Annotated in this window: 22 protein-coding genes; 13 read left to right on the forward strand and 9 right to left on the reverse strand. The window is 55.9% G+C overall.

Annotated features, from left to right (window positions below; all coding sequences use genetic code 11):
• Positions 1-3 precede the first annotated feature (3 nt).
• Both BXY66_RS01715 and BXY66_RS01720 read left to right on the forward strand, forming a co-directional pair.
• Positions 4-930, forward strand: a complete 927-nt coding sequence (locus BXY66_RS01715) for a 2-dehydro-3-deoxygalactonokinase (protein WP_207911279.1) — start codon at positions 4-6, stop codon at positions 928-930.
• Between the two features lie 127 nt (positions 931-1057).
• The gene (locus BXY66_RS01720; RefSeq protein WP_132858454.1) at positions 1058-1765 is read left to right on the forward strand and encodes an IS6 family transposase; all 708 of its coding nucleotides are present in this window, start codon (positions 1058-1060) and stop codon (positions 1763-1765) included.
• A 75-nt stretch (positions 1766-1840) separates the two neighbouring features.
• Here the strand turns inward: BXY66_RS01720 and BXY66_RS01725 are convergent, their stop codons facing one another.
• The 6 genes from BXY66_RS01725 to BXY66_RS01750 are packed head-to-tail and all read right to left on the reverse strand — an operon-like array spanning position 1841 to position 6854.
• Positions 1841-2707, reverse strand: a complete 867-nt coding sequence (locus tag BXY66_RS01725) for a dioxygenase family protein (RefSeq protein ID WP_132858455.1) — start codon at positions 2705-2707, stop codon at positions 1841-1843.
• A gap of 9 nt (positions 2708-2716) precedes the next feature.
• On the reverse strand, positions 2717-4024 hold the full coding sequence (locus BXY66_RS01730) for a TRAP transporter large permease (protein WP_132858456.1): 1308 nt from the start codon (positions 4022-4024) through the stop codon (positions 2717-2719).
• A complete protein-coding gene (locus tag BXY66_RS01735; protein WP_132858457.1) occupies positions 4021-4581 on the reverse strand; it encodes a TRAP transporter small permease subunit in 561 nt (186 codons plus the stop codon). The genes BXY66_RS01730 and BXY66_RS01735 overlap by 4 nt, the downstream gene beginning before the upstream one ends.
• Positions 4582-4607: 26 nt before the next feature.
• Positions 4608-5684 carry a C4-dicarboxylate TRAP transporter substrate-binding protein gene (locus BXY66_RS01740; RefSeq protein ID WP_132858458.1) on the reverse strand — a complete coding sequence of 359 codons (1077 nt, stop codon included), beginning with the start codon at positions 5682-5684 and terminating at the stop codon, positions 4608-4610.
• 40 nt (positions 5685-5724) lie between these two features.
• Complete coding sequence (locus BXY66_RS01745; protein ID WP_132858459.1) at positions 5725-6180, reverse strand: OsmC family protein; 456 nt, start codon at positions 6178-6180, stop codon at positions 5725-5727.
• 8 nt (positions 6181-6188) lie between these two features.
• The gene (locus tag BXY66_RS01750) at positions 6189-6854 is read right to left on the reverse strand and encodes a malonic semialdehyde reductase (RefSeq protein WP_132858460.1); all 666 of its coding nucleotides are present in this window, start codon (positions 6852-6854) and stop codon (positions 6189-6191) included.
• Between the two features lie 176 nt (positions 6855-7030).
• On the opposite strand from BXY66_RS01750, the gene BXY66_RS01755 reads away from it, so the two are divergent.
• The 6 genes from BXY66_RS01755 to BXY66_RS01780 all read left to right on the forward strand — a co-directional run bounded on the left by BXY66_RS01755 (position 7031) and on the right by BXY66_RS01780 (position 12336).
• Entirely contained in the window at positions 7031-7417 is a 387-nt protein-coding gene (locus tag BXY66_RS01755; protein WP_132858461.1) for a YciI family protein, read from the forward strand.
• Between the two features lie 14 nt (positions 7418-7431).
• Positions 7432-8694, forward strand: coding sequence for a malonyl-CoA decarboxylase (locus BXY66_RS01760; RefSeq protein WP_243694271.1), 1263 nt, complete (start codon positions 7432-7434; stop codon positions 8692-8694).
• 94 nt (positions 8695-8788) lie between these two features.
• Entirely contained in the window at positions 8789-9829 is a 1041-nt protein-coding gene (locus BXY66_RS01765) for a type 2 periplasmic-binding domain-containing protein (RefSeq protein ID WP_132858462.1), read from the forward strand.
• A gap of 62 nt (positions 9830-9891) precedes the next feature.
• Positions 9892-10515, forward strand: a complete 624-nt coding sequence (locus BXY66_RS01770; RefSeq protein WP_243694272.1) for a TRAP transporter small permease subunit — start codon at positions 9892-9894, stop codon at positions 10513-10515.
• Positions 10512-11831 (forward strand): TRAP transporter large permease, encoded by a 1320-nt coding sequence (locus BXY66_RS01775; protein WP_132858464.1) that lies wholly within the window; start codon positions 10512-10514, stop codon positions 11829-11831. Before BXY66_RS01770 ends, BXY66_RS01775 begins: the two co-directional genes overlap by 4 nt.
• A 13-nt stretch (positions 11832-11844) precedes the next feature.
• Positions 11845-12336 carry a GlcG/HbpS family heme-binding protein gene (locus BXY66_RS01780; RefSeq protein ID WP_132858465.1) on the forward strand — a complete coding sequence of 164 codons (492 nt, stop codon included), beginning with the start codon at positions 11845-11847 and terminating at the stop codon, positions 12334-12336.
• On the opposite strand, the gene BXY66_RS01785 is transcribed toward BXY66_RS01780, so the two are convergent.
• The 3 genes from BXY66_RS01785 to BXY66_RS01795 all read right to left on the reverse strand — a co-directional run bounded on the left by BXY66_RS01785 (position 12333) and on the right by BXY66_RS01795 (position 14556).
• Complete coding sequence (locus BXY66_RS01785; protein ID WP_132858466.1) at positions 12333-12965, reverse strand: cupin domain-containing protein; 633 nt, start codon at positions 12963-12965, stop codon at positions 12333-12335. The genes BXY66_RS01780 and BXY66_RS01785 overlap by 4 nt on opposite strands.
• Positions 12966-13057: 92 nt before the next feature.
• Complete coding sequence (locus BXY66_RS01790) at positions 13058-13858, reverse strand: glutathione S-transferase family protein (RefSeq protein ID WP_132858467.1); 801 nt, start codon at positions 13856-13858, stop codon at positions 13058-13060.
• Positions 13859-13893: 35 nt separating this feature from the next.
• Entirely contained in the window at positions 13894-14556 is a 663-nt protein-coding gene (locus BXY66_RS01795; RefSeq protein WP_132858468.1) for a GntR family transcriptional regulator, read from the reverse strand.
• A gap of 347 nt (positions 14557-14903) precedes the next feature.
• Here BXY66_RS01795 and BXY66_RS01800 point away from each other — a divergent pair, with 347 nt between their 5' ends.
• From BXY66_RS01800 to BXY66_RS01820, 5 genes are all read left to right on the forward strand, one after another.
• Positions 14904-16112: a 2-isopropylmalate synthase gene (locus BXY66_RS01800; protein ID WP_132858469.1), complete on the forward strand. Its 1209-nt coding sequence runs from the start codon at positions 14904-14906 to the stop codon at positions 16110-16112.
• Positions 16113-16376: 264 nt separating this feature from the next.
• Positions 16377-17309, forward strand: coding sequence for a TAXI family TRAP transporter solute-binding subunit (locus tag BXY66_RS01805; RefSeq protein WP_132858470.1), 933 nt, complete (start codon positions 16377-16379; stop codon positions 17307-17309).
• 65 nt (positions 17310-17374) lie between these two features.
• The gene (locus BXY66_RS01810) at positions 17375-19273 is read left to right on the forward strand and encodes a TRAP transporter permease (RefSeq protein ID WP_132858471.1); all 1899 of its coding nucleotides are present in this window, start codon (positions 17375-17377) and stop codon (positions 19271-19273) included.
• Between the two features lies 1 nt (position 19274).
• Entirely contained in the window at positions 19275-19805 is a 531-nt protein-coding gene (locus BXY66_RS01815; RefSeq protein WP_132858472.1) for a cupin domain-containing protein, read from the forward strand.
• A 7-nt stretch (positions 19806-19812) separates the two neighbouring features.
• Positions 19813-20541 carry a sulfite exporter TauE/SafE family protein gene (locus tag BXY66_RS01820; protein ID WP_165929085.1) on the forward strand — a complete coding sequence of 243 codons (729 nt, stop codon included), beginning with the start codon at positions 19813-19815 and terminating at the stop codon, positions 20539-20541.
• Positions 20542-20718: the final 177 nt, after the last annotated feature.

The following is a 20718-nucleotide window of genomic DNA, read 5'->3' on the forward strand; positions in this document are numbered from 1 at the left end:
ACCATGTCTTCAGTCGCGTTTGTTGCAGTGGATTGGGGCACATCCAGTTTTAGGGCTTGGGCAGTTGGGTTTGATGGGGCCGTGTGTGCGCATCATTCGGACGCGCAAGGCATGGGCAGCCTTACGCCACCGGAGTTTTCACCCGTGCTGGAAACGGCTTTGGATCAGATCGGGGTGGGAGCCTCAGTGCCCGTTGTTGCCTGCGGCATGGTCGGCGCGGCACAGGGCTGGATCGACGTGCCTTACATGGCGATCGACGAAGGGCTTGAGAAATTGGCGGATCGGGCCCAAGAAGCGCCTGGCACGGCGCGAAAAGTTTTTATTCTTCCTGGCGTCAAGCAGTCTGTGCCTTTTAATGTGATGAGAGGCGAAGAAACGCAGATTGCGGGGTTTCTACAATCCCAGCCTGATTTCTCCGGGGTCATTTGCTTGCCCGGTACCCATTCTAAATGGGTTGTTGTTGCCGATGGCCAAATTCAATATTTCTGGACGGCCATGACTGGCGAGATGTTTGGCCTGCTGTCATCGCGTTCGGTGTTGCGTCATTCTATGGCTGGGAGCGGATGGGATCAGGCCAATTTCGAGGCCGCCTGCAGTTGCGCACTCGCTGAGCCAGAAGTCGTCGCTATGAAAATTTTCGAGATTCGTGCGGAAGCTCTGTTGACCGGTCCGGCTCCGGAAGCGGCAAGAGCGCGGTTGTCCGGGCTGTTGGTAGGCTTTGAACTGGCCGCAACTCGAAAGCTTTGGGACAAGCAACCTGTGCACCTAATTGGCGCGCCCGAATTGATGAGGAACTATACCGAAGCACTGTCCCATGTGAACGTTGTAGCAACGTGCAACGATGCAACAGCTTTGACGCTTGGGGGATTGTCTACGGCTGCTAAACGCCTGCTCGAGTTGACGCCAGCAACCCTTGGAGGTGGGGTCTGATCGCCGGGAAAGTCTCTTGGCTTCAGTATCTTCTACCATCCGGCGGCCAACTGTCTGGAGCGCTTGCAGAGGCTTTGTCAGAAGAAACCGGCTTGAGAGGGGCAGGGCGGTCACATTGCCTCTTGGGATGACCAAGCGCCCACTATTTCGCTATTTCAAAACCAGCCCCGAGATCATCCGTCTGGCGGTGATGTTGTACGTCCGGTTTCCTCTTTCGCTGCGCAACGTGGAAGATTTGCATCACGAACGCGGCATTGATGTGAGCTACGAGTCTGTCCGCTTTTGGTGGCAAAGGTTTGGGCCTCAGTTTGCCTCTGAAATCCGAAGGAGACGATCTCAATCGATGCGTTGTCACTCGAACTGGAAACGGAACCTAGACGAGATGTTCGTGAAGATCAACGGCGAGCGGTACTACCTTTGGCGGGCCGTTGATCATGAGGGTGAAGTGCTGGAAAGCTATGTGACTAAGACGCGAGATAGGAAGGCAGCATTGAAATTTCTCAAGAAATCAATGCGGCGCTACGGTCGGCCAGGCACACTCGTAACTGACAAACTCCGCTCTTACGGTGCTGCGATGAAGGAAATTGGCAGCGCGAACAGGCAGGAAACTGGCCGCTGGGTGAACAATCGCGCAGAGAATTCTCACCTTCCATTTCGACGAAGAGAGAGGGCGATGCTGCGCTTCCGACGATTGCGAAGCCTGCAAAAATTCGCGTCCGTCCACGCCTCAGTTCTCAACCTCTTCAATTTGGAGCGCAGTCTCTATTCTAGACAAAATTTCAAAGTGAACCGTGGCGCCGCTCTGGCCGAGTGGCGCCAACTTTGTGCCGAATAAAAGGCAGAAATTCTGTCCTAGCTGAGACTAGTTCGAATTAGTCTGACAGCACCGCCACCTAGGACTAGGACCGGTTCAGGCTTTGGCCAGCACCAAATCAAAGTCTACTCGCGCATAGGTGCCATCAACTTTGCCTGATATCTCAAAGCCATCCGGGAAAGAACCCGACGGTTGCTGGACGTAGGTCATGACCAAATCGTCGCGAACACCAAACACCGTGTCTTGATCCAGATAGGGATCATCATCCGGGAAGACTTCAGTCACCAAAGACCGGAATCCCTCGGCGGACACGATGTAGTGCAAATGGCTCGGGCGCCAAGGATGGCGACCAGCGGCTCTTAGGATGTCCCCGACCGGGCCATCTGCTGGCACCGTGTATTCGACGGGGCGCACGGTGGTGAAGGCGTACCGGCCGTTCTCGTCCGCCGTCATCAGTCCATGGAAAGAATGAATGTCTTGATCGGGGTCCTGACTGGAATACATGCCATTGGGCGCCGTCTGCCAGATGTCGATCGTCGCATGGGGGATCGGCTTGCCGTCGGTGTCCCGCACGGTGCCCTCCACCAATATGACTTCGCCTTCGAAGTCACGTTTCATATCGCCGCCGATCGCAAGAGGCGGCGGATTGGACACATGGAACGGGCCCAGTACCGAAGAGCTGGTGGCCTCTGGCGTCGAATGCAGCATGTCCACAAGCGAAGACAGTCCAAGCACGTCTGAGAGCAGCACGAATTCCTGTCGTTCCGGAGTGGTGATCTCTCCGGCACGGGTCAGGAAATCAATGCCAACCCGCCATTCGTCGTGCGTCAGGTTCACTTCACGCGCAAAGTCATGCATGTGGCGCGCCAGCGCCGTCAGCACCTCTTTTACCCGAGGATCGGTATCTTCGCCGAAGTATGACGTGAAAACATCGGTGATATTGTCTTTGGTGACAGAGCGCATAGGCGCCTCCTAGTTCAGAATAGCAAGGCTGAGCGCGGGGTAGCGGATCAGCAGGATAAGTACGATGAGCATCACGCCGGCAAAAGGCAGGGCGCCAAGGAAAACATCTTTGAGCGAGATGCGGTCGTCGTTCAGCGTGGCCTTGATCACGAAGCAGGAGATGCCAAGTGGCGGGGTGAGCAGGCCGATCTCAGCACCTACAACCGTGATGATGCCGAACCATACGAGGCTGAGGCCCATGGGCTCCACCAGCGGTAGGAACAACGGCACGACGATCAGTATGATTGAGGCGGTGTCCAACAGAGTGCCCAAGAACAGCATCAACAGCACGTAGAGCACCATGATTGTAAAGAAGCTGGCTTGGGACGACGACAGCATGTCGCCCAACTCATTGGGCAGGCCTGCAAGGCCCAGCATGCGGGAATAGATCGAGGCAGCCGTGATCAGGAAGAGGATAGACGCGGTGATATGTCCGGTCTCCAACAGCGCTTCCCAGAAGGCTTTTGCGGTCATGCGCCGACGGACAAGGGCGATCACAAGGGCGACCAAAGAGCCGGTGGCGCCCGCCTCAACCGGCGTGAGCCACCCTGTATAGATGCCGCCCAAGACCACAACGATCAGACCCACAGTGGGCAGTGTTTTTGATGCAATCTCGCCCCAGGGCATCGGTTCGAAACCCTCGGCGGGCCGGCCGCCGACAAACTTAGGGAAAAACCGCCCCATGATGAAAATGGCACCAACATAGGCGACAGCGAGCATCAGGCCGGGCACGATACCGGCGAGGAACATTTCGCCCACCGATTGCTCTGCCACAAAGGAGTAAATGATCAGCATCGCCGACGGCGGGATGATCATGCCGAGCACAGAGGAACCCGCGACAACCCCCACGGCAAAGCGCGGGTTGTAGTCGTATTTGAGCATCTGCGGAACGGAGACTTTGGAAAACACCGAGGCGGAGGCGATCGATGATCCGGTCACGGCTGCAAACACGGCATTCGCTCCGACGGTCGCCATGCCAATACCGCCTTTCACGCGGCGGAAGCCTGTGCTCATGACATCATAAACATCCGCGCCCAGCCCGGCCTTGGAGACCACAAGCCCCATGAAGGTGAACAGCGGAACGGTGGCAAAGGTGTATTCCATCACGCTGTCGCCTACGGCGATTTTTAGCAGGTTCATGGCCAAGTCGAAGTTGTCGCGCATCAACCAGATCGAGACAAAAGACACCACGCCGAGGGCAATCGGGATGTACATCCCGAGGTAAATCAGGACGACAATGGCAACGACAGAGGCCATGCCAATTTCAAGGGGACTCATTCTTTGTCCTCATGTTCGGGAGCGCGGATCAGCTCGGGTTTTTCTGCTGGGGATAGTACTTTGAATAGAAAGAGCACCGCACAAAGGGCCGCGCTGGCAAAGATGGTGAGCTTGATCGGCCACCACGGCGCGGTGAAGATGCCTGGCACGCCGAAGTAGTCGCGTGTGTCCAGCATATCCAGAAACTCGGGCCAGATTGTCACAGCAATCAGGGCCATAAAGACGGCGGAAACCGTGTCAATCGCCTTGCGCAAACCATTGGCAAACCGAGGAAAGCGGTGGCCGATCACCACCAGAAATCCGTCAGAGCGTGTCAGGCGGCTCACGCGCACAACATCGGGTAACTGAAGAAATACAATCAGCACCATGGCAAATTGCACAACTTCGTATGCGCCGCGGAAGGGCGCGTTGAAGATGCCCCGCGCCACCACATCAAAATTTACGATCAGGACAAGGCCCAGCACCACCAAGGTGCCAATTGCATTGGCGCCGGTTGCGATGGTGCTGGCTATTCCGGAAAGGGCCCGGAGTGTCTTGCCAAAAAGAGAGGTCGTCACAGTCAGGCCCTTTTTGCTTTGTTTGCTTAGCTGCCCGCGCCGGCGGACCAGTCACGCACGCCAGTGTAACCGGCGGCTTCCAGTTTGCCGAGGTAGGCTTTGAGCATGTCGGAGCCCGGCTCACCCTTGTCGTTCAGCGTTGCGGCCCATTCCGCGGCAATGTCAGGCATGGCAGCGGCCCAGGCAGCGCGGTCTTCCTCGCTGGCTTCGGAGATGGTACCGCCCGCAGCAACATAGGCCTCACGGCTCTCAGCCGCCCGGTCCATGGCAATGCCGGCGACGTGGTCTCTGTACATCACAGCGACTTCCTGGAGTGCGGTCTTCACCTCATCAGGCAGACTGTCCCAGTAGTCTTTGTTCACGGTGATGGTCTTAGAGTTCACCGCGCCAAGGTCCGCCTTCAGCATGTAAGGCGCCACTTCGGCGATCTTGAAGGTCTTGGCGGCTTCCGGCCAGAGCATGGCTTTGTCCACCAGACCGGTGTCCAGCATGTTGTAGAAATCGGTCAGGCCGCCGCGCACACCCGCGGCGCCCTCGATACCTTCCAGATAGCGCAGGTTCATACCTGCACCCGCAACCTTGGAGCCTTCCATGTCAGACACAGAGTTCACCGGTTCTTTGGAGAAAACCTGATAGGTGTCCAGCACCACGCCTGTGGCCAGATATACTTGATTTTGCTTGGCAAATTCGTTCTGCATGGTCGGGTATTCTTTGGCGATCTCATCCACCGCCTTGGCCACCGCGCGCGCGTCAGCAGCGACAAATGGGGTGACCGCGGAAATTGCTTGAGATGGCAATTTGGAGCTGTGGAAAATCGTAGTGACGATTCCAATGTCGCCAAGACCCAGCTTTACGCCTTCCAGCACGCCCTTTGGCTTCACGATGGAGCCGCCGTAGCTTTCCTGCCAGTCCATTTCATAGTTGCCGGTTTTCGCCAGCTTCTTGTCCACTTCCGGGATAAAGAAATTGGTGAATTCTTTCACCCACAGTGCGCGTGCCGGATAACCGTCGATCACGACCGCTTTGATTGTCTCTGTGGCAAAAGCCGGAGCCGCAGCCAATCCGGCCATCAGCGCTCCAAGCGCCAGTCCTTTGTTCATCATTCCCATCGTCTCCTCCCTGGATGGTTCAAATTTTACGAGGTCATTTCTTGGTCCAGTTGACCTCCACTTCTGTGCCAGCATTTTTGTACATCTTTGAAACGGCACAGTATTTCTCAGTCTCGGCCGCGACTTGGGCGAGTTCGGCGTCGTTGGCGGCCCCAGAGGCCGTAACGTCGAGCCGGATCGCTTTGAACGGCACTTCTATTTCTTCCTGCAACAGGACACCGCGACGGTCGAAGTCGATTTCCATTTCGAAGTCGAGATTACCTATATCGATGCCCAGTTTATCGGCACATTTGTGGCCGATAGTATTTGTGCACCCGACCAGGGCGGCATAGGCGGTTTCCGTGGGCGAAAAGCCTAAATTTGTTCCGCCACGCTCGATCGGCTCGTCAATTGTGAGAGACAGGTCGCGGGTGTGCACCACGCAGTGGCTGTGGCTGCTGGCAAAGCCGGACATTTTTATTGTCACAACAGTTTTTTGGCGAATGGCCATGGTCGTCCTCAGGCGTAGTTGCAGGCTTGATCAAACTCAAAGCGCGGCAGTTTTTGGAACAATGCGCTTTCATCAGCATAGCCGAGATTGCACAGGAAGTTTGAGCGCAGGGTGGTGCCGGCAAAAAATTCTTCGTCTACGACTGCGTTGGAAAAGCCGCTCATCGCGCCAACATCCAATCCCAGCGCGCGGGCTGCGATCATAAAGTAAGCCCCTTGCAGCGTGCCGTTTCGGAATGCGGTGGTTTCACTGTGCTCCGGTTTGCCTTCAAAATGCGGACGGCGGTCTTCGTGGGGGAACAGGAACGGCAAGTCGCGCCAAAATTCCAGATCATGCGCGATGATTGCCGTGACCGGCGCCGCCATCATCTTGTCGATATTCTTGTCCTTTAGAGATTTTGCGAGCCGCTCTTTGCCTTCTTTACTGGTGACAAAGACAAATCGTGCCGGGCAAGTGTTCATGCTCGTCGGGCCTGCGGCTGTGATCTCGTAGAGGCGATGCAGCAACTCGTCAGACACAGGCTTGTCCTGCCAAGCGTAGTGCGAACGGGCGTCCGCCAGGATGACATCAATGGAATCGTTGTCCAAAACCGTCTTTCGATTGCGAAGCTCCCGCACAGCCTCTTGAGCTGTTGATCGTGCAAGCTCTAGGGCCTCACCAGTTATTGCAGCCATGTTATTTCCAGTCTCTTTCAGCGTCCGCGACTTCCGTGGCAAGGAAGTGAAAGGCGGCAACCGCCAATCTTCCACGTCGTCACATCGCTTGTTTCGAAGTCATTTTGACGATGATGTTTTGCCTTGTCAAATAAAATCGATTTTTTAATAATGAAGCCGAAAATGGAGGTAATACGATGGTTGCTTGGAATGACTACAAGGAAATGGCCCGTGATCGGGGCGCCTTGGCGTTGGAACTTTTTGTCGTGGAATCAACGCCTGCCGGTGCAGCGGAAGAGGTCAAAGCCAATCTGCCCGCGCATCTCGACTACCAGCGGCAGATGGAACTGGAAGGCGTCCTTGTGATGGCTGGTCCTCTTTCAGATGCAAGCGGCAGCGAGATGAACGGGGCAGGGATGATCCTGTATCGCGCTGATTCTATGGAAGGGGCCCGCACCATTGCCGAAAACGATCCCATGCATGCCTCCGGCGCACGTTCGTTTACCCTGCGCAAATGGCTGGTGAATGAAGGCAGCCTGTCCATTCACGTGGGGCTTTCAACTGGCAAAGCCATCCTCAGCTGATTGGAGAGTCCAAAATGGCAAGCACCGGCACCCTCGGCGAAATGCTGTCCACACTGTTGGAGCGTCAGCCGTTTCAACGCAAAAGCGCTGCGGATGGATCTGTAGCTGCCTCTTGCCGTGCTTTGCTGGAGGCCCCGTCTGAGGCCTCGGGTCGGCAATTGGCTGAGGAAATTCTTCAGGCGATCAAAACCCTGACAGATGAAGACAGAGATCGCTTCTATCAATTCCTGAACGACGATTTGGACATAGATCCGGATCGCATTGCCGAGCTGGCGACCGCCTACAAGGTCACTCCGACGCCCAAAGTCTACAAGGCCTTGGCCCATGCAGCCGAACCGCCACGACAGGATTTGTTTCGGCAGTTGAACCAAGCCCCTGATGCCACTGCTGATTTGGTGCAGCTGCGGGCCGATCTATTGACCCGGCTAAAGGTGAAACCCGACTTGGGGCGCACTGACCACGATCTGTTCCACCTGTTCCAAAGTTGGTTCAATCGCGGATTTCTGGTGCTGCGTCACATCACTTGGGAATCACCCGCATCGATACTGGAAAAAATCATCGCCTACGAAGCTGTGCATGAGATTCACAATTGGGGCGATCTGCGTCGACGCTTGCTTCCCGCTGACCGCAAGTGTTTTGCCTTTTTCCACCCGGCCATGCCGGATGATCCGCTTATCTTTGTCGAAGTGGCGCTGACCAAAGGTGTGCCGGAATCGATCCAGGAGTTGCTGTCGGAAGGCCGTGAGGAACTGCGTGCTGAAGAGGCCAACACCGCCGTCTTTTATTCCATTTCCAATTGTCAGGCCGGGCTAGCGGGAATTTCCTTTGGAAACTCGCTGATCAAACAGGTGGTGAGGGACTTGTCTGCTGAGGCACCCAACCTCAAACGTTTTGTGACCCTGTCGCCGATCCCCGGTCTAAGCCGTTGGGCCGAGCGCGAGGGCATCACCCTCCAGACAGATGACCCCCAGCAGATAAGGCAACTGACAGCACACTATCTTTTGGCCGCCAAGAAAAGCGACGGGCGACCACTGGACCCAGTGGCCCGATTCCACCTTGCGAACGGCGCCTTGGTTCACAAAGTGCACGCTGGGGCTGACACATCTAAAAAAGGGCTTACCCAGTCAGCGGGCGCAATGGTGAATTATCTCTACGACTTGTCGCGTATTTCCCAAAACATCGAACAGTTTGATCGCAAAAAGGAAGTTTCTGCGTCAGGCGCGGTGCGAACCTTAGCAAAACAGGCCGCCCGCGGAGCGCGTCCCCAACCGGAATAAAAATGTAGACTTCTCCCATTTTGAATATAATATCGATTTTTAGTTCGTTTCAGCAAAAATACATATTTAGTGAAGCGAAAGATGGGAGGACCAAATGAATCTACGTAACTTGCTTGTGAAACCTGTTTTGCTGGCGGCCACATTCTTGGCGGGCGCTGCTGGCGCCGCCGAGGTGGACGGCCCCAAGGTGTTCTGGAAAATTTCAATGTGGGGCAACCCGCGCGCGTTGTCGGCTGGCATGGAAGAAATGGCCGCCAAAGTCTCGGAAGCAACAGACGGCAATTTCCAGATCAAGATTTTCTATGGCGGACAATTGTCCGGCGCACGCGAGAATCTTGATGGGCTGAAGCTAAATGCGTTTGAAGGCGCGGCCATCTGTAACTTCTACCATCCCGGAAAAAACCCGGCTTGGATGGTATTCTCGCTGCCTTTCCTTCCGCTGGGAGATCCTGCGGTAGATCGCTACGTGCGCTCAAAGATGTTTGAACATCCTGCGATTGTCGCGGATATGGAGCGTTGGAATGCCATGCCATATGTGTCTGGTCTGTTGCCGCAGTATGAAATCCTCGGCAAGGGGACCCCGCCTGCCAATTTGGAGGACTGGTCCGGTATGCGGGTGCGCGCAGGCGGTGGTCTGGGCTCTGCAATGGAGAAACTCGGCGCGGTCAAACAGACCCTGCCAGCGGGCGAAACCTCAACCGCTTTCCAGCGTGGCGCGGTGGATGCGGCAGCATTCCCATTCACCTACGCGCATGTGTCGTTCAAAATCAGCGACGAAGCGGAGTGGTTCACCTCGAATCTGGCACCTGGCACATCTGAATGTGGCTGGGTGTTCAACAAGACCGCGTATGAATCCCTGCCAGCTCAGTATCAGGACTTGTTGATGGGCCAGCGCGACATGATCATGCAGGTGACCCAGGAAGCCTACGCTGCGCAGGACGAGAAGAACCTGCCGATGTTTGAAGAGACGCTGACCAAGGTCACCTATTCAGACGAGCAGCTGGCGACATTCCGCGAGGTGGCGGGTCAACCTGTCTGGGACGAATGGATCGCTGCCAACAGCGACAAATTCGACGCTCAGGGCGTGTTTGACGCGGTCTGGAGCTACGCCAAAGAAGCCGAAGCCGGTAACTGATCTGAATTTGCATCATGGGGGCGGCCCTTCGGGGCCGTCCCCCAACGTCTCTGGAGGCGCGTTTGGCCATCACAACTTCCCCCCCAACCCGTTTGGAAAAAGCTGACAAAGCGCTGTCGCCCTTCGAAGATATGGCGAACATGCTGGCGGCATTGGCTATTTTCCTGCTCATGGTTCTGGGCGTTTTGCAGATCGTGATGCGCACAGTCTTCAATAAGCCGATCACCGGCTATATCGATTTGGTTGAACTTTCGATGGCCAGCATGGCGTTCCTTGGCGCGGCTTATTGCCAGCGCGTCGGTGCGCATATCCGCATGGAGCTGATTGTGGCCAATCTGAGGGGCCGCGCTCTTTGGGCCGTGGAAATCTTTGGCACGCTCGTCGCGCTCTTTATCATCGGTGTTCTGATCTACTACAGCGCGGGCCATTTTTGGCGATCTTTCACGCTGGGGGACACGACCATTGACGCCGAGTTCCCGGTCTGGCCGTCCAAACTGTTGGTTCCAATCGCCTTTTCCCTGTGGTTTTTGCGATTGCTCGTGCAGTTATGGGGGGCGATCCGGTTGTTCGTGAACCCCGATTTGGACACGACGGGCGTCGTATTGATCAAAGAAGTCGCCGAACAGGCGCAGGATGAAATTCACGAAGTCATGGGCGACAGCGCCGACGAAGGAGGTCGCTCATGATATTCGGCATTGGCTTTAACGATCCTTTCCTTGTTGGGATCATTGCGCTGGGTCTTTTGTTGCTGCTCACATTTGCCGGTGTGCGGGTGGTGTTTGCCGCCGCCATTGTCGGTCTGGTCGGCCTGGTGGAGCTTCTGGGGTGGGCCCCAGCCGCAGGGATTGTCGGCACTGTGCCGCATGCAAAATCCTCTACCTACGCGCTGAGCGTCCTGCCGATGTTTATTTTTATTGGCTTCATGGCCTTTCACGCCGGCATGACGCAGCAGTTGTTTGATGCTGCGCGCAAATGGTTGGGCTGGATGCCCGGCGGGTTGGCTGTCGCCACGGTCTTTGCGACTGCGGGCTTTGCCGCCGTAAGCGGCGCGTCAACCGCGACTTCGGCCGTGTTTGCGCGTGTCGCGATCCCGGAAATGCTGCGCTACGGATATGACAAGAAACTGGCAGCAGGCGTGGTTGCGGCAGGCGGCACACTTGCGACATTGATACCGCCTTCGGCAATCATCGTGATCTACGCCATTATCGTCGAGGAATCGGTGGGAAAACTGTTGCTGGCCGGGTTCCTTCCCGGGCTTGTGTCGGCGCTGATCTATGCCGGGATCATCATCGTCTGGGCCATGGTACGCCCAACCGACGCGCCCTCGGTGTCCGGCTATAGCTGGAAAGAGCGCTTCGAATCCCTGCCCGGGGTGTCACCGATCTTCATTGTGATTTTCATCATCATTTCCGCAATCTACGGCGGTTGGGCGACTCCAACCGAGGCTGGTGCTTTGGGCGCTGCGGTGGTGTTTTTGGTCGCTTTGTTGCGTGGCACATCGCTCAAGGACATCAAGGGATCGCTGATGGAATCCGCGCGGCTTACGGTGATGATCTTCTCGTTGATTTGGGGGGTGCTGATCTTTGTGCGATTCCTCGGGTTTTCAGGTGTTCCGGAGGCATTTACCGCATGGATTGTGCAACTGGACACACATCCCATGGTGATCATGATCTGTATCCTTTTGGCCTATGCAGTGCTGGGCATGTTTATGGACGCGATTGGCATGCTGCTGTTGACCCTGCCGGTGGTCTATCCGGCGGTCATCGCGCTGGGCTTTGACTCGATCTGGTTCGGCATCATCGTCGTGAAAATGGCTGAGGTCTGCCTGATAACGCCACCCATTGGGCTCAACTGCTTTGTGGTCAACGGTGTGCGCCCGGACATTTCGCTCGGTCAGGTCTTTCGCGGGATCGCGTTGTTTTTTGTGGCTGATGTGATCACTATCGCGGTGTTGCTGGCCTTTCCGGAAATCGTCACCTGGCTGCCGGATCTGATGAGCTAAAGGAAGATATCCCATGAAGTTGCAAACAAGCCTGCCTTTGGCAAAAGCCGAGACAATCATCGATGAGGCCCTGCGCCTTGGGCGCGTCGAAAACCTCTTGCCCCTCACCGTTGTTGTGCTGGACGCGGGCGGCAAGCTGGTGGCGGTAAAATCCGAAGATGGGTCCGGCATCATGCGGTTTGACGTTGCCTTCGGCAAAGCATGGGGCGCGCTGGGCATGGGGATTTCCAGCCGTCTGATCCGTGACCGCCTGGCGAACCGGCCGACTTTTCAGGCCAGCCTTGCCACGGCATCCGATGGGCGGTTGATCCCCGTTCCTGGTGGTGTGTTGGTGCGCGATGCAGACGCCGTCACCATTGGCGCCGTCGGCATCAGTGGCGACACCTCGGACAAAGACGAATACTGCGCGATCGAGGCAATTCGCGCGGCAGGTCTGTCTTCGGAGCCCGACAGCCCCGCTGACGGCTGGCGCGAGTCATCCCTGTCGGACAGCTATCCGGATTAGAAGTAGGCGAGAGAGTCCACATGCCGCTTGGTGACTTGAACCCGTGGCATTGCTTGTTCTTTCGGATCCAAGACCTGAATGGTCGGCTTGCCAAGGTAAATCGCCGGCAGCACCATGAACCGCACAAAGCTGGTGACGCGTTGTGTCGGGTCGGCCTCCGCCCGCACTGGAGAATTGGCATTCTCAAACCACGCGTGGCCGGGGGTCGCGGTTTCCTGATGGGCGTCGCCAATGATGCGCAGTTTCCCATTCACCAGAAAACGTATGCCTGCCCCCGGATGCACATGTCGATAGGCGACGCCATCGGCCGGGAACGTTACCTGATCCAATCGCAGCAAAACCGCGCTGTCCGTTGGTTGATCAGGTAATACAATTGGTGCGTCCAACTTTGCGTCCGCGGGTGCCGCCCCGTGAAACAGGTCAAACCTCACCCAGTCCGTTTTAGTTGAACCGGTGAAACTGATCGTTTCGCCGGACTTTAGAAGCGCACCGGCCCCGCGTTCGATCGTGTTGCCAGAAGCCTCAGCGCGCCCCTTTGCTATCCAATATGCGCTAAACAGATACGTGCACTTTTGGTCCTCCTGAGGTTGCGAAGTACCGGTGGACGCGGACATGTAGAGTTTAGGCATGGGGACTCCAGAATCTATTTACCCTGAAGTATCGCAATAAAATCGATAAAACAATTAATTGAGGTAAAAAATCTCGATCGACATCAGGGCTCTCAGCCTGAGGCAGCGGCCCATTTGGGGGCAAGCAACGTCCAGTTCTCTGCCGCCGTCGCGGCCTTGCGATCCCCTTCGGCCGAACCAGCAAAATCCTCAATCGCGAGGGAATAACTGGCGCGCTGCCGGGATTGACCAAGCCACCTTTGAACCAAAGGTGTGCGCTTGTCCCAAAGTCCGCTCAAGCCAAGTCGGTCCAGACGATCCACGTAAGACAGGAGCGCTGTGTCTGCCAGGGAATAATGAGCACCCAGCAGCCACTCACCCTGCGCCAGTGCGGAGTGCATTTTGTCAAACATCAGTCTGAGGGTGAAGCATGCGGCAGCGACGTGTTCTGAGTCGACGCCATGCTCCAAAATGTCGCGCCGCTTTGACGCATTGGCGGGATTTGCCATTCTTGCGAGCGACGCAGCAATCTCGTCCGCGCTTTTTGTCGACAGGATTTTTCTACGTTTGCCGATGGCATAGGTCAGACTGTTGATGGCTGCATGGATATCGCGGCATTCCGCCAGCCACATCTTGGCAGTGACCCAAGCATGGGGATCAGTTGGACGTAGGTTTCCCGCGTCGAATTTTTTTACCAAGTATTCCAAGATTACGGCGGACTCGGTCACAACGAGATCGTCGTCCACCAAAGTCGGCACAACCGCTTTGGGATTAAAGCTCAGATACCAAGTCGCGTTTTGCTCGCCTTTGGCTAAATCCACAATCTTGCCTGACCAGTCACAGCCGATCTCGGCCAGGCATAGCCTCACTTTCGCGGAGCAAACACTGGTTTTTCCGTGATACAGAGTCAGCAACTGCTCGGCCTCGCTTGCGATCGCCGAAGCACGATTCAGTCAATCAGGTCAGAGAGGAATGCACCGGTGCTCCGATAGTGATCCATCAGCAAACGGGACGAGAGTTCGACATCTCGTGCCACGGCAGCATCCAGAATCGCCTGATGCTCATCTTCTACATTCCTGCTGCTATACGATTTGGAACGTCCCGCGAGAAAACGATAGCGCACGTTCAAATCGTACAGCTGTCCGCAGAACCGCATGAGGATTGGCGACTCGCATGCAGAGATCAAAGCCATATGGAAATTCTTGTGACGTTCCTCAAACAGCTCTTGTTCGGCGCGGTCGGTTTTGCCCATGTAGTGATGCACCAGAACCAGTTGTTCTTCCCACTCCTGCCCTCCGTTGGCCACGCTTTGACGCAAGGCCATGTCTTCCAACGTGCAGCGCAGATTCAGAATTTCCTGAAATTGATGCCGGCTGGTTTCGGCAACACGAAACCCGCGTTGATCCAACCGTTCGACCAATTGATCCGACGTCAAAAGGCTGAGCGCTTCGCGAATAGGCGACGCGCCGGTGCCGTAGTTTTCTTTGAGAGTGTCCACTTTGAGCCGTTCACCAGGGGTCAGGCGACCCGTGATGATTTCATTGCGCAGCGTCAGGTAAGTGCGTTGCGTAGAGGACTGATTTCCCTGAGAGGTATCGACTGAAATATTCATGACATGACTAAAGCAAAATTTTTCCCCTAGATCAATTTATATCGATTTTTCTTCCTCACCTTCCGATCCGTCGTTTGGATTTTCGCTGTGCGAAACGTGAGGCGGGATAACGAATTCAGTCGGACAAATCCTGTTTTTTCTTTGTTTTTCATGATTTTGAGGGGCGGGTGGATGCAGCTTTATAACTTCGGAGCAAAGGTGGCTGATCAGTTTGCCATCTCGGCGAGGGTGCGGAAATTTAAGATACTTGTGGCTTTTATCCAGAAAAATCGTTTTTTGTTGTCATCGAGGTAAATAGGCGATAAAAATGCTCCCGACGCGAACAACGCCACGTGAAAGGAACCCCCATGCGTGAGAATCATTTTGAAGACGGAAAATGGTGGGTCAGCCCCTACAATTTTCAGCCGGAAGTGCGCGAGTCCCTGCTGTTGCCGCCCAGCGTTCAAATTCACGACGCAACGCTGCGTGACGGCGAACAGACACCTGGTGTGGTTTTCTCCATCGACGACAAAATTCGGATTGCGTCAAAGCTAAGCGAAGTGGGTGTTGAGCGGATCGAAGCCGGTATGCCAGCGGTGTCGCCTCAGGACGCCGAGGCGATCAAGGAGATTTCCAAGCTGGGGCTGAAATCGAAGATTTTCACCTTTGCTCGTGCCCTGAAGCAGGACATTGACATGGCTTTGGAGTGCGGCGCAGACGGCGTGATCATCGAAGTGCCGATTGGCTACCCGAAATTGGTTACACAGTTCGGCTGGAGCTGGGAAGATGTGTTCAAGAAAAGCCGAGACGTGATCAACTATGCACGTGAGCAGGGTCTCTATGCCGTTTTCTTCCCTTATGACACAACGCGTGCGCGCCGGGACGACCTCGAGAATCTTTGCAAAGGCATCATGAACGAAAGCCCGCCCGATTCCATCGGTATCGTCGACACGATGGGATGCGCCACCCCCGAAGCGATCAAATATATGGTGGGTTGGGTAAAAGGCATGACCGGTCTCCCCATCGAAATCCACACGCACAATGATTTCGGCATGGGTGTTGCGACTGAACTGGCCGCGGTTGCCGCAGGGGCCGAAGTGGTCCACAGCTGTGCCAACGGTCTCGGCGAACGTACCGGCAACGCCGCAATGGAAGAACTGATGCTCGGTCTGCACCTCCTGTATGGCTATGACACGCAATATCAGATGGACAAGTTGCCAGAGCTGGGGGCCCTGATCTCTGAACTGTCAAACATTCCGATTGCCCGCAATAAACCCGTTCTGGGCCATGGCAACTTCATTCGTGAATCGGGTATCGGCATTCAATATGTGATGCACGATCCGTTGGTGATGTTCGGGACCCATCCCGCCCTGACCGGACGCTCCGGCGAAGTCGTTCTTGGCAAGAAAAGCGGTAAGGCCTCTATCACGTACAAGGTTCAGGAACTGGGTCTGGCCGAAGTGACCGATGAACAGAACGCCGCTTTGCTCCAAAAAGTAAAAGACGCGGGCATCGCGAAGCGGGATTTCCTGACCGATGAGGAGTTCGTGTCTCTCTACAATGTGGTGTGCCCATAACGGCAGCACACATTGCTCGGAGTTCATGTCGCTGACAAACCTGTCGGGCACAACCTCCATTGTTTGACCTGTGATGCGAAGGGCGGGCGGCTGCGGTGCAGCCGCCTCCTTTCTTTTTAACCGATAAAGTCATCATCTTAGCAAAAAAATCGATTATAATATTGATTGGGGAATATTACCTACTGTAAGCTCGCGATATCGCCTGCGGCACCAACGCCATTCTGTGAGCATCACCTGACTGTCGCAGCCGAATGGGAGGAAGACATGAAACATTTCTGGAAATGCCTGCGCGGCGCTGCGATCGGTGCCGCCACATTGGCGGCTACAACCGCTGTCGCCGAAGAGCTGAGAATTGGCACCGCCAGTCAGGGCGGCGCTTTCTACCCCGTGGGGCAGGCAATCTCGACCTTGGTCGGGGCGCACGCGGACGGGCTGACAATGGTTCCGGTGGTCACACAGGGGTCGGTTCAGAACCCACGTCTGGTCAACAATGGCGAAGTTGACATCGCCATCACCAACAACAACCTTTCTGTTTTGGCCAACAAAGGTGTCGGTCCGTACAAGAAAGCCGGAGCCATGAACCTGCGTGCCATCGGGTCGCTGCATTTCAGTGTACTACACATGATGACTCTGGATGGATCCGACATCAATTCGGTGGCGGACCTGAAGGGCAAACGGGTCGCGGTTGGGCCCGCTGGCGGCGGCACGATCCCCTTCATGACCCAGGTGCTGGGGCTGGCGGGACTCACGGTGGACGACATCACACCCAGCTTCCTCAGTTACTCCGACGGGTTCAGCCAACTGGCTGACGGCAACGTTGATGCGGCATTCGCGCTCAGCGGCTACCCGGCGGGTGCAGTGATGCAGGCCCAGGCCAACAAGAAGCTGAAGTACATTGCCCTGTCCGAAGCGGACATTGAGGCAGCCCTGGCGAAATACCCCAACTACAACAAGGTGGTGATCCCGGCCGACGTCTATAATACCGATACTGACGGCGCCCTGCTTGGGGTCAACAACATGCTGATTGTAGATGCCAGCATGAGTGACGCGGTCGCTATGGCCATCACTGCGGCCATCTATGATCACATGGACGAGTTTCGCGCCGAAAACGCCCATGCACGTCAGATCGATCCGGCCCGCTCGCTGGACTTGAAGATCCCATTGCACCCTGGTGCTGCTGCCTATTTCAACAAGTGAAAATCCTCTGATTTTCGAACGGACCGGGGCGCGCCCATTCGGCGGCGCCCCGGGAAGGCCTAAACATGACAAATGCCATCGACAAAGTGTTTGAACGCGCCATCCTCGTTGTTGCCTTCGTGGTCGGATTTTTCCATCTGCTGAACGTTTCCGGGATTTTCGTTCTGTCCACACGCGACATTCGAATCTTTCACCTGATGATGATGCTGGTGCTGTTGTTTCTGTCGCACCCTGCCGCCAAACGCTTCAAGGATACAAACGCGGATCGCTTTTTGCGGATCAGTCTGATCGCAATCAGTGTGGCTTCGTGCGTTTATTTGATGACCCGCTGGAAGGACATCGCCTTCAGCGGCGGTGAAACAGTGCCAATGGATGCCTGGGTCGGTATCGTTGTGATCGCGCTGGTTCTGGAGGCCGCGCGGCGTGGTGTCGGGCTCGTGCTGGCGATCATCTGTTTCGTGTTTTTTGCGTATCCATTTTATTCACCTTATCTTCCGGGGGTGCTGAATGGGCGCGGCTACAGCCTGACGCGCATGTCCGAATTTCTAACCACCACCAGCCAAGGCATTTTCGGCATTCCGCTGGGGGTCTCCTCGACCTACATCATCCTGTTTTCGATCTACGGTGCCTTCCTTTCCAATTTTGGTGCCGGTGACTTTTTCTTCAAACTGGCAAGCCGCCTGACCCGAGGTATGCGTGCAGCAGGGGCCAAAACGGCGGTCCTGTTCAGCACATTGCTTGGCATGATATCTGGATCGGCTGCGGGCAATGTCGCAGTGACTGGTACGCTGACCATCCCAATGATGAAAAAAGAAGGTTATCAGCCGCATCAGGCTGGCGCGATTGAGGCCGTGGTTTCCACTGGTGGACAGATTATGCCGCCGGTGATGGGCGCCGCTGCCTTCATCATGGCTGAAGTCGTCGGCACGCCTTATTCCAATGTGATGCAGGCGGCTCTGATCCCTGCCTTGCTGTTCTTCACGTCCCTTCTGTTCGTCGTGCACTTGCAGGCCGGCAAAAACGGGCTGACGCCCACTGCAATCACCGACGAAGACGACGAGCCGATCTGGAAAATCCTGTTGAAAGGCGGGCAATACATCGTTCCTTTTGTCACCCTGATCACCATGATGCTCAATGGCTATTCCCCGTTCAAAGCCTCCTTCTATTCGATCCTCGTACTGCTTGGATGCCATGTCTTGTGGACGCGTCGGATCAATGCGGAGCTTCTAACAAAGTCCGCTAAGGCTGTGACCGAAGGTGCCAAGGCCGTGGTGCCGATTGCCATTGCTTGCGCGGCCGCAGGTATCATCGCGGGCACGCTGGGCATCACCGGTCTTGGTTCCAAGATTTCCGGTTTGATTGTCTCCGCATCCGGTGGCGTTATTCTGATTGCACTGCTGCTGACAATGTTGACGGCCATCATTCTGGGCATGGGCCTTCCAACCACCGCAGCCTATCTCGTGTTGGCCACTGTTGTGGCGCCGGCGTTGGCAAAAATGGGCGTGCCTCTGCTGACGGCACATCTGTTTGTTTTCTTTTACGGTTGCGTCTCCACCATCACACCGCCTGTCGCGCTGGCTTCGTATGTGGCTGCCGGGATCGCCGGTGCGGATATCAACCGCGTGGGCTGGACCGCTTTTGCCTTTGGTATCACCTGCTACATCCTGCCGTTCATGTTTGTCTTTGGCCAGGCCCTGATGATGCAGGGCAGTTGGGCCGAGATTCTTCTGGCGGTGCTGTCGGGCGGCGTCGGTGTGCTTGGCATTGCCATGGCAGTTGTGGGCTTTGCCCATGTCCCACTGGCCTTGCACTGGCGGGTTCTGGCAGCGGTAGCGGGAATCGCCTTGCTGTCACAAGGCTGGATCAGCGATCTGGTCGGCTTGGCCGCAATGGCGGCGGTATGGTTTACATCAAAATCTCAAGAAAAAGGGGCCGCAGCCGCCCCGACCAAGAAGGAGGCCTGAGATGGCTCAAAAATACCGGCGGGTTGTCACCGGCCACGACAAAAACGGCGTCGCCAAGGTCATCATGGATGAAGAGGCATCTTGCATTCTTCAGCGGCCCAACCGGCCCGGCGTCACCCTGACCAACCTGTGGCAACACTCCGAAACGCCCGCCCCGATGGAGATACACGAGGACCCGGTCACCGGCCCATTGATCCTGCATCCGCCCGAAAACGGTGCGGTGTTCCGGATCGTACAATTTGATCCCGAAGACCCAGAGGTTTTGGCAAAACTGGATGGCGCAACCGCCTTTGCCGAAATGGGCGCGGGCGCGAATGTCGTGCAAGGCGCGCGCCACCCTTTCATGCACCGCACAGACAGTCTGGACTATTCCATTATCCTGTCAGGTGAAATCTATATGCTGATGGATGAGGAGGACGTGTTGCTCAAGGCGGGAGACGTTGTGATCCAACAGGGCACAAATCACGCGTGGTCGAACCGTGGCACTGAACCCTGCATGATCATGTTCGTGCTCAATCACGCCACCAAATAGGCGTATCGTGAGCCCGGAAACCTTCCTTCTGATTTTTCTGGCCTTTGGACTTGGTGGCATCCTGAAAGGCGCTACCGGCACCGGCGCGCCTTTTCTCGCGGTGCCGATCATGTCGCTGCTGGTGAATGTGCCGTTTGCGGTGGCCGTCTTTCTGCTGCCGAACATCGCATCCAACACATTGCAGGTGATCCGTTACCGGCATGATTTTCCGCCTGGCAGGTTCGCATTGAAGTTTGCTGGCGCTGCCATGCTTGGCGCAGGAATCGGCACAGTGTTGTTGTCGAAAGTCGATGGTGCGATCCTTAGCAAAATCTTGGCTGTCATCGTGTTTGCCTACATCTGGTTTCGCCTGAAAAACCCGGAATGGCATCTACCCATGGCACTGGCGCACAAACTCGCTGTGCCTATCGGCACTGTGGGCGGCATCTTTCAGGGCGCGGTGGGGCTGTCGGCGCCGGTTTCTGTCACCTTCATGAACGCGGTCCCGCTGAAGCGGCGACAGTTCATTTCTGCAATGTCGCTCTATTTCCTTGCGATGGCATTGGCCCAGTTTCCTGCACAAATCGCCCTGGGCATTATGACGATGGAACGTTTTGGTTACAGTCTCGTCGCTATTGCACCGCTGGTTCTTAGCATGCCGATCGGCGACGCACTGGGACGGCGAATATCCAAACGCACATTTGATCGCGTCATTCTGACGATACTTACTTTATTGGCCTGCCGTTTGATTCTGTGACAATGGCGAGCATGCGGGCTTAAAGACTGCCAAAAACTGCGGGTGGCGGTCTTGTCAAAGGGATGACGCTTGAGACGGAAAGGGCAGTTTCGAAGATTTGCTACATGAACGCGCCATCGACAGGAGTTGAGAATCTGTTCGGTTTTTTGTGGCAGCAGTATCGGTCCGATACACGCA

The sequence above is a fragment of the Shimia isoporae genome, assembly GCF_004346865.1.
In the GTDB taxonomy this organism is placed as follows: Bacteria; Pseudomonadota; Alphaproteobacteria; order Rhodobacterales; family Rhodobacteraceae; genus Shimia; species Shimia isoporae.

Excerpts from the sequence above, each read along its gene's own strand:
- BXY66_RS01765 (WP_132858462.1), top strand. The coding sequence starts at position 8,789 with ATGAATCTACGTAACTTGCTTGTGAAACCTGTTTTGCTGGCGGCCACA.
- BXY66_RS01760 (WP_243694271.1), top strand. The coding sequence starts at position 7,432 with ATGGCAAGCACCGGCACCCTCGGCGAAATGCTGTCCACACTGTTGGAG.
- BXY66_RS01815 (WP_132858472.1), top strand. The coding sequence starts at position 19,275 with ATGGCTCAAAAATACCGGCGGGTTGTCACCGGCCACGACAAAAACGGC.
- BXY66_RS01755 (WP_132858461.1), top strand. The coding sequence starts at position 7,031 with ATGGTTGCTTGGAATGACTACAAGGAAATGGCCCGTGATCGGGGCGCC.
- BXY66_RS01725 (WP_132858455.1), bottom strand. The coding sequence starts at position 2,707 with ATGCGCTCTGTCACCAAAGACAATATCACCGATGTTTTCACGTCATAC.
- BXY66_RS01810 (WP_132858471.1), top strand. The coding sequence starts at position 17,375 with ATGACAAATGCCATCGACAAAGTGTTTGAACGCGCCATCCTCGTTGTT.
- BXY66_RS01740 (WP_132858458.1), bottom strand. The coding sequence starts at position 5,684 with ATGATGAACAAAGGACTGGCGCTTGGAGCGCTGATGGCCGGATTGGCT.
- BXY66_RS01780 (WP_132858465.1), top strand. The coding sequence starts at position 11,845 with ATGAAGTTGCAAACAAGCCTGCCTTTGGCAAAAGCCGAGACAATCATC.
- BXY66_RS01750 (WP_132858460.1), bottom strand. The coding sequence starts at position 6,854 with ATGGCTGCAATAACTGGTGAGGCCCTAGAGCTTGCACGATCAACAGCT.
- BXY66_RS01730 (WP_132858456.1), bottom strand. The coding sequence starts at position 4,024 with ATGAGTCCCCTTGAAATTGGCATGGCCTCTGTCGTTGCCATTGTCGTC.
- BXY66_RS01795 (WP_132858468.1), bottom strand. The coding sequence starts at position 14,556 with ATGAATATTTCAGTCGATACCTCTCAGGGAAATCAGTCCTCTACGCAA.
- BXY66_RS01800 (WP_132858469.1), top strand. The coding sequence starts at position 14,904 with ATGCGTGAGAATCATTTTGAAGACGGAAAATGGTGGGTCAGCCCCTAC.
- BXY66_RS01785 (WP_132858466.1), bottom strand. The coding sequence starts at position 12,965 with ATGCCTAAACTCTACATGTCCGCGTCCACCGGTACTTCGCAACCTCAG.
- BXY66_RS01715 (WP_207911279.1), top strand. The coding sequence starts at position 4 with ATGTCTTCAGTCGCGTTTGTTGCAGTGGATTGGGGCACATCCAGTTTT.
- BXY66_RS01720 (WP_132858454.1), top strand. The coding sequence starts at position 1,058 with ATGACCAAGCGCCCACTATTTCGCTATTTCAAAACCAGCCCCGAGATC.
- BXY66_RS01745 (WP_132858459.1), bottom strand. The coding sequence starts at position 6,180 with ATGGCCATTCGCCAAAAAACTGTTGTGACAATAAAAATGTCCGGCTTT.
- BXY66_RS01775 (WP_132858464.1), top strand. The coding sequence starts at position 10,512 with ATGATATTCGGCATTGGCTTTAACGATCCTTTCCTTGTTGGGATCATT.
- BXY66_RS01805 (WP_132858470.1), top strand. The coding sequence starts at position 16,377 with ATGAAACATTTCTGGAAATGCCTGCGCGGCGCTGCGATCGGTGCCGCC.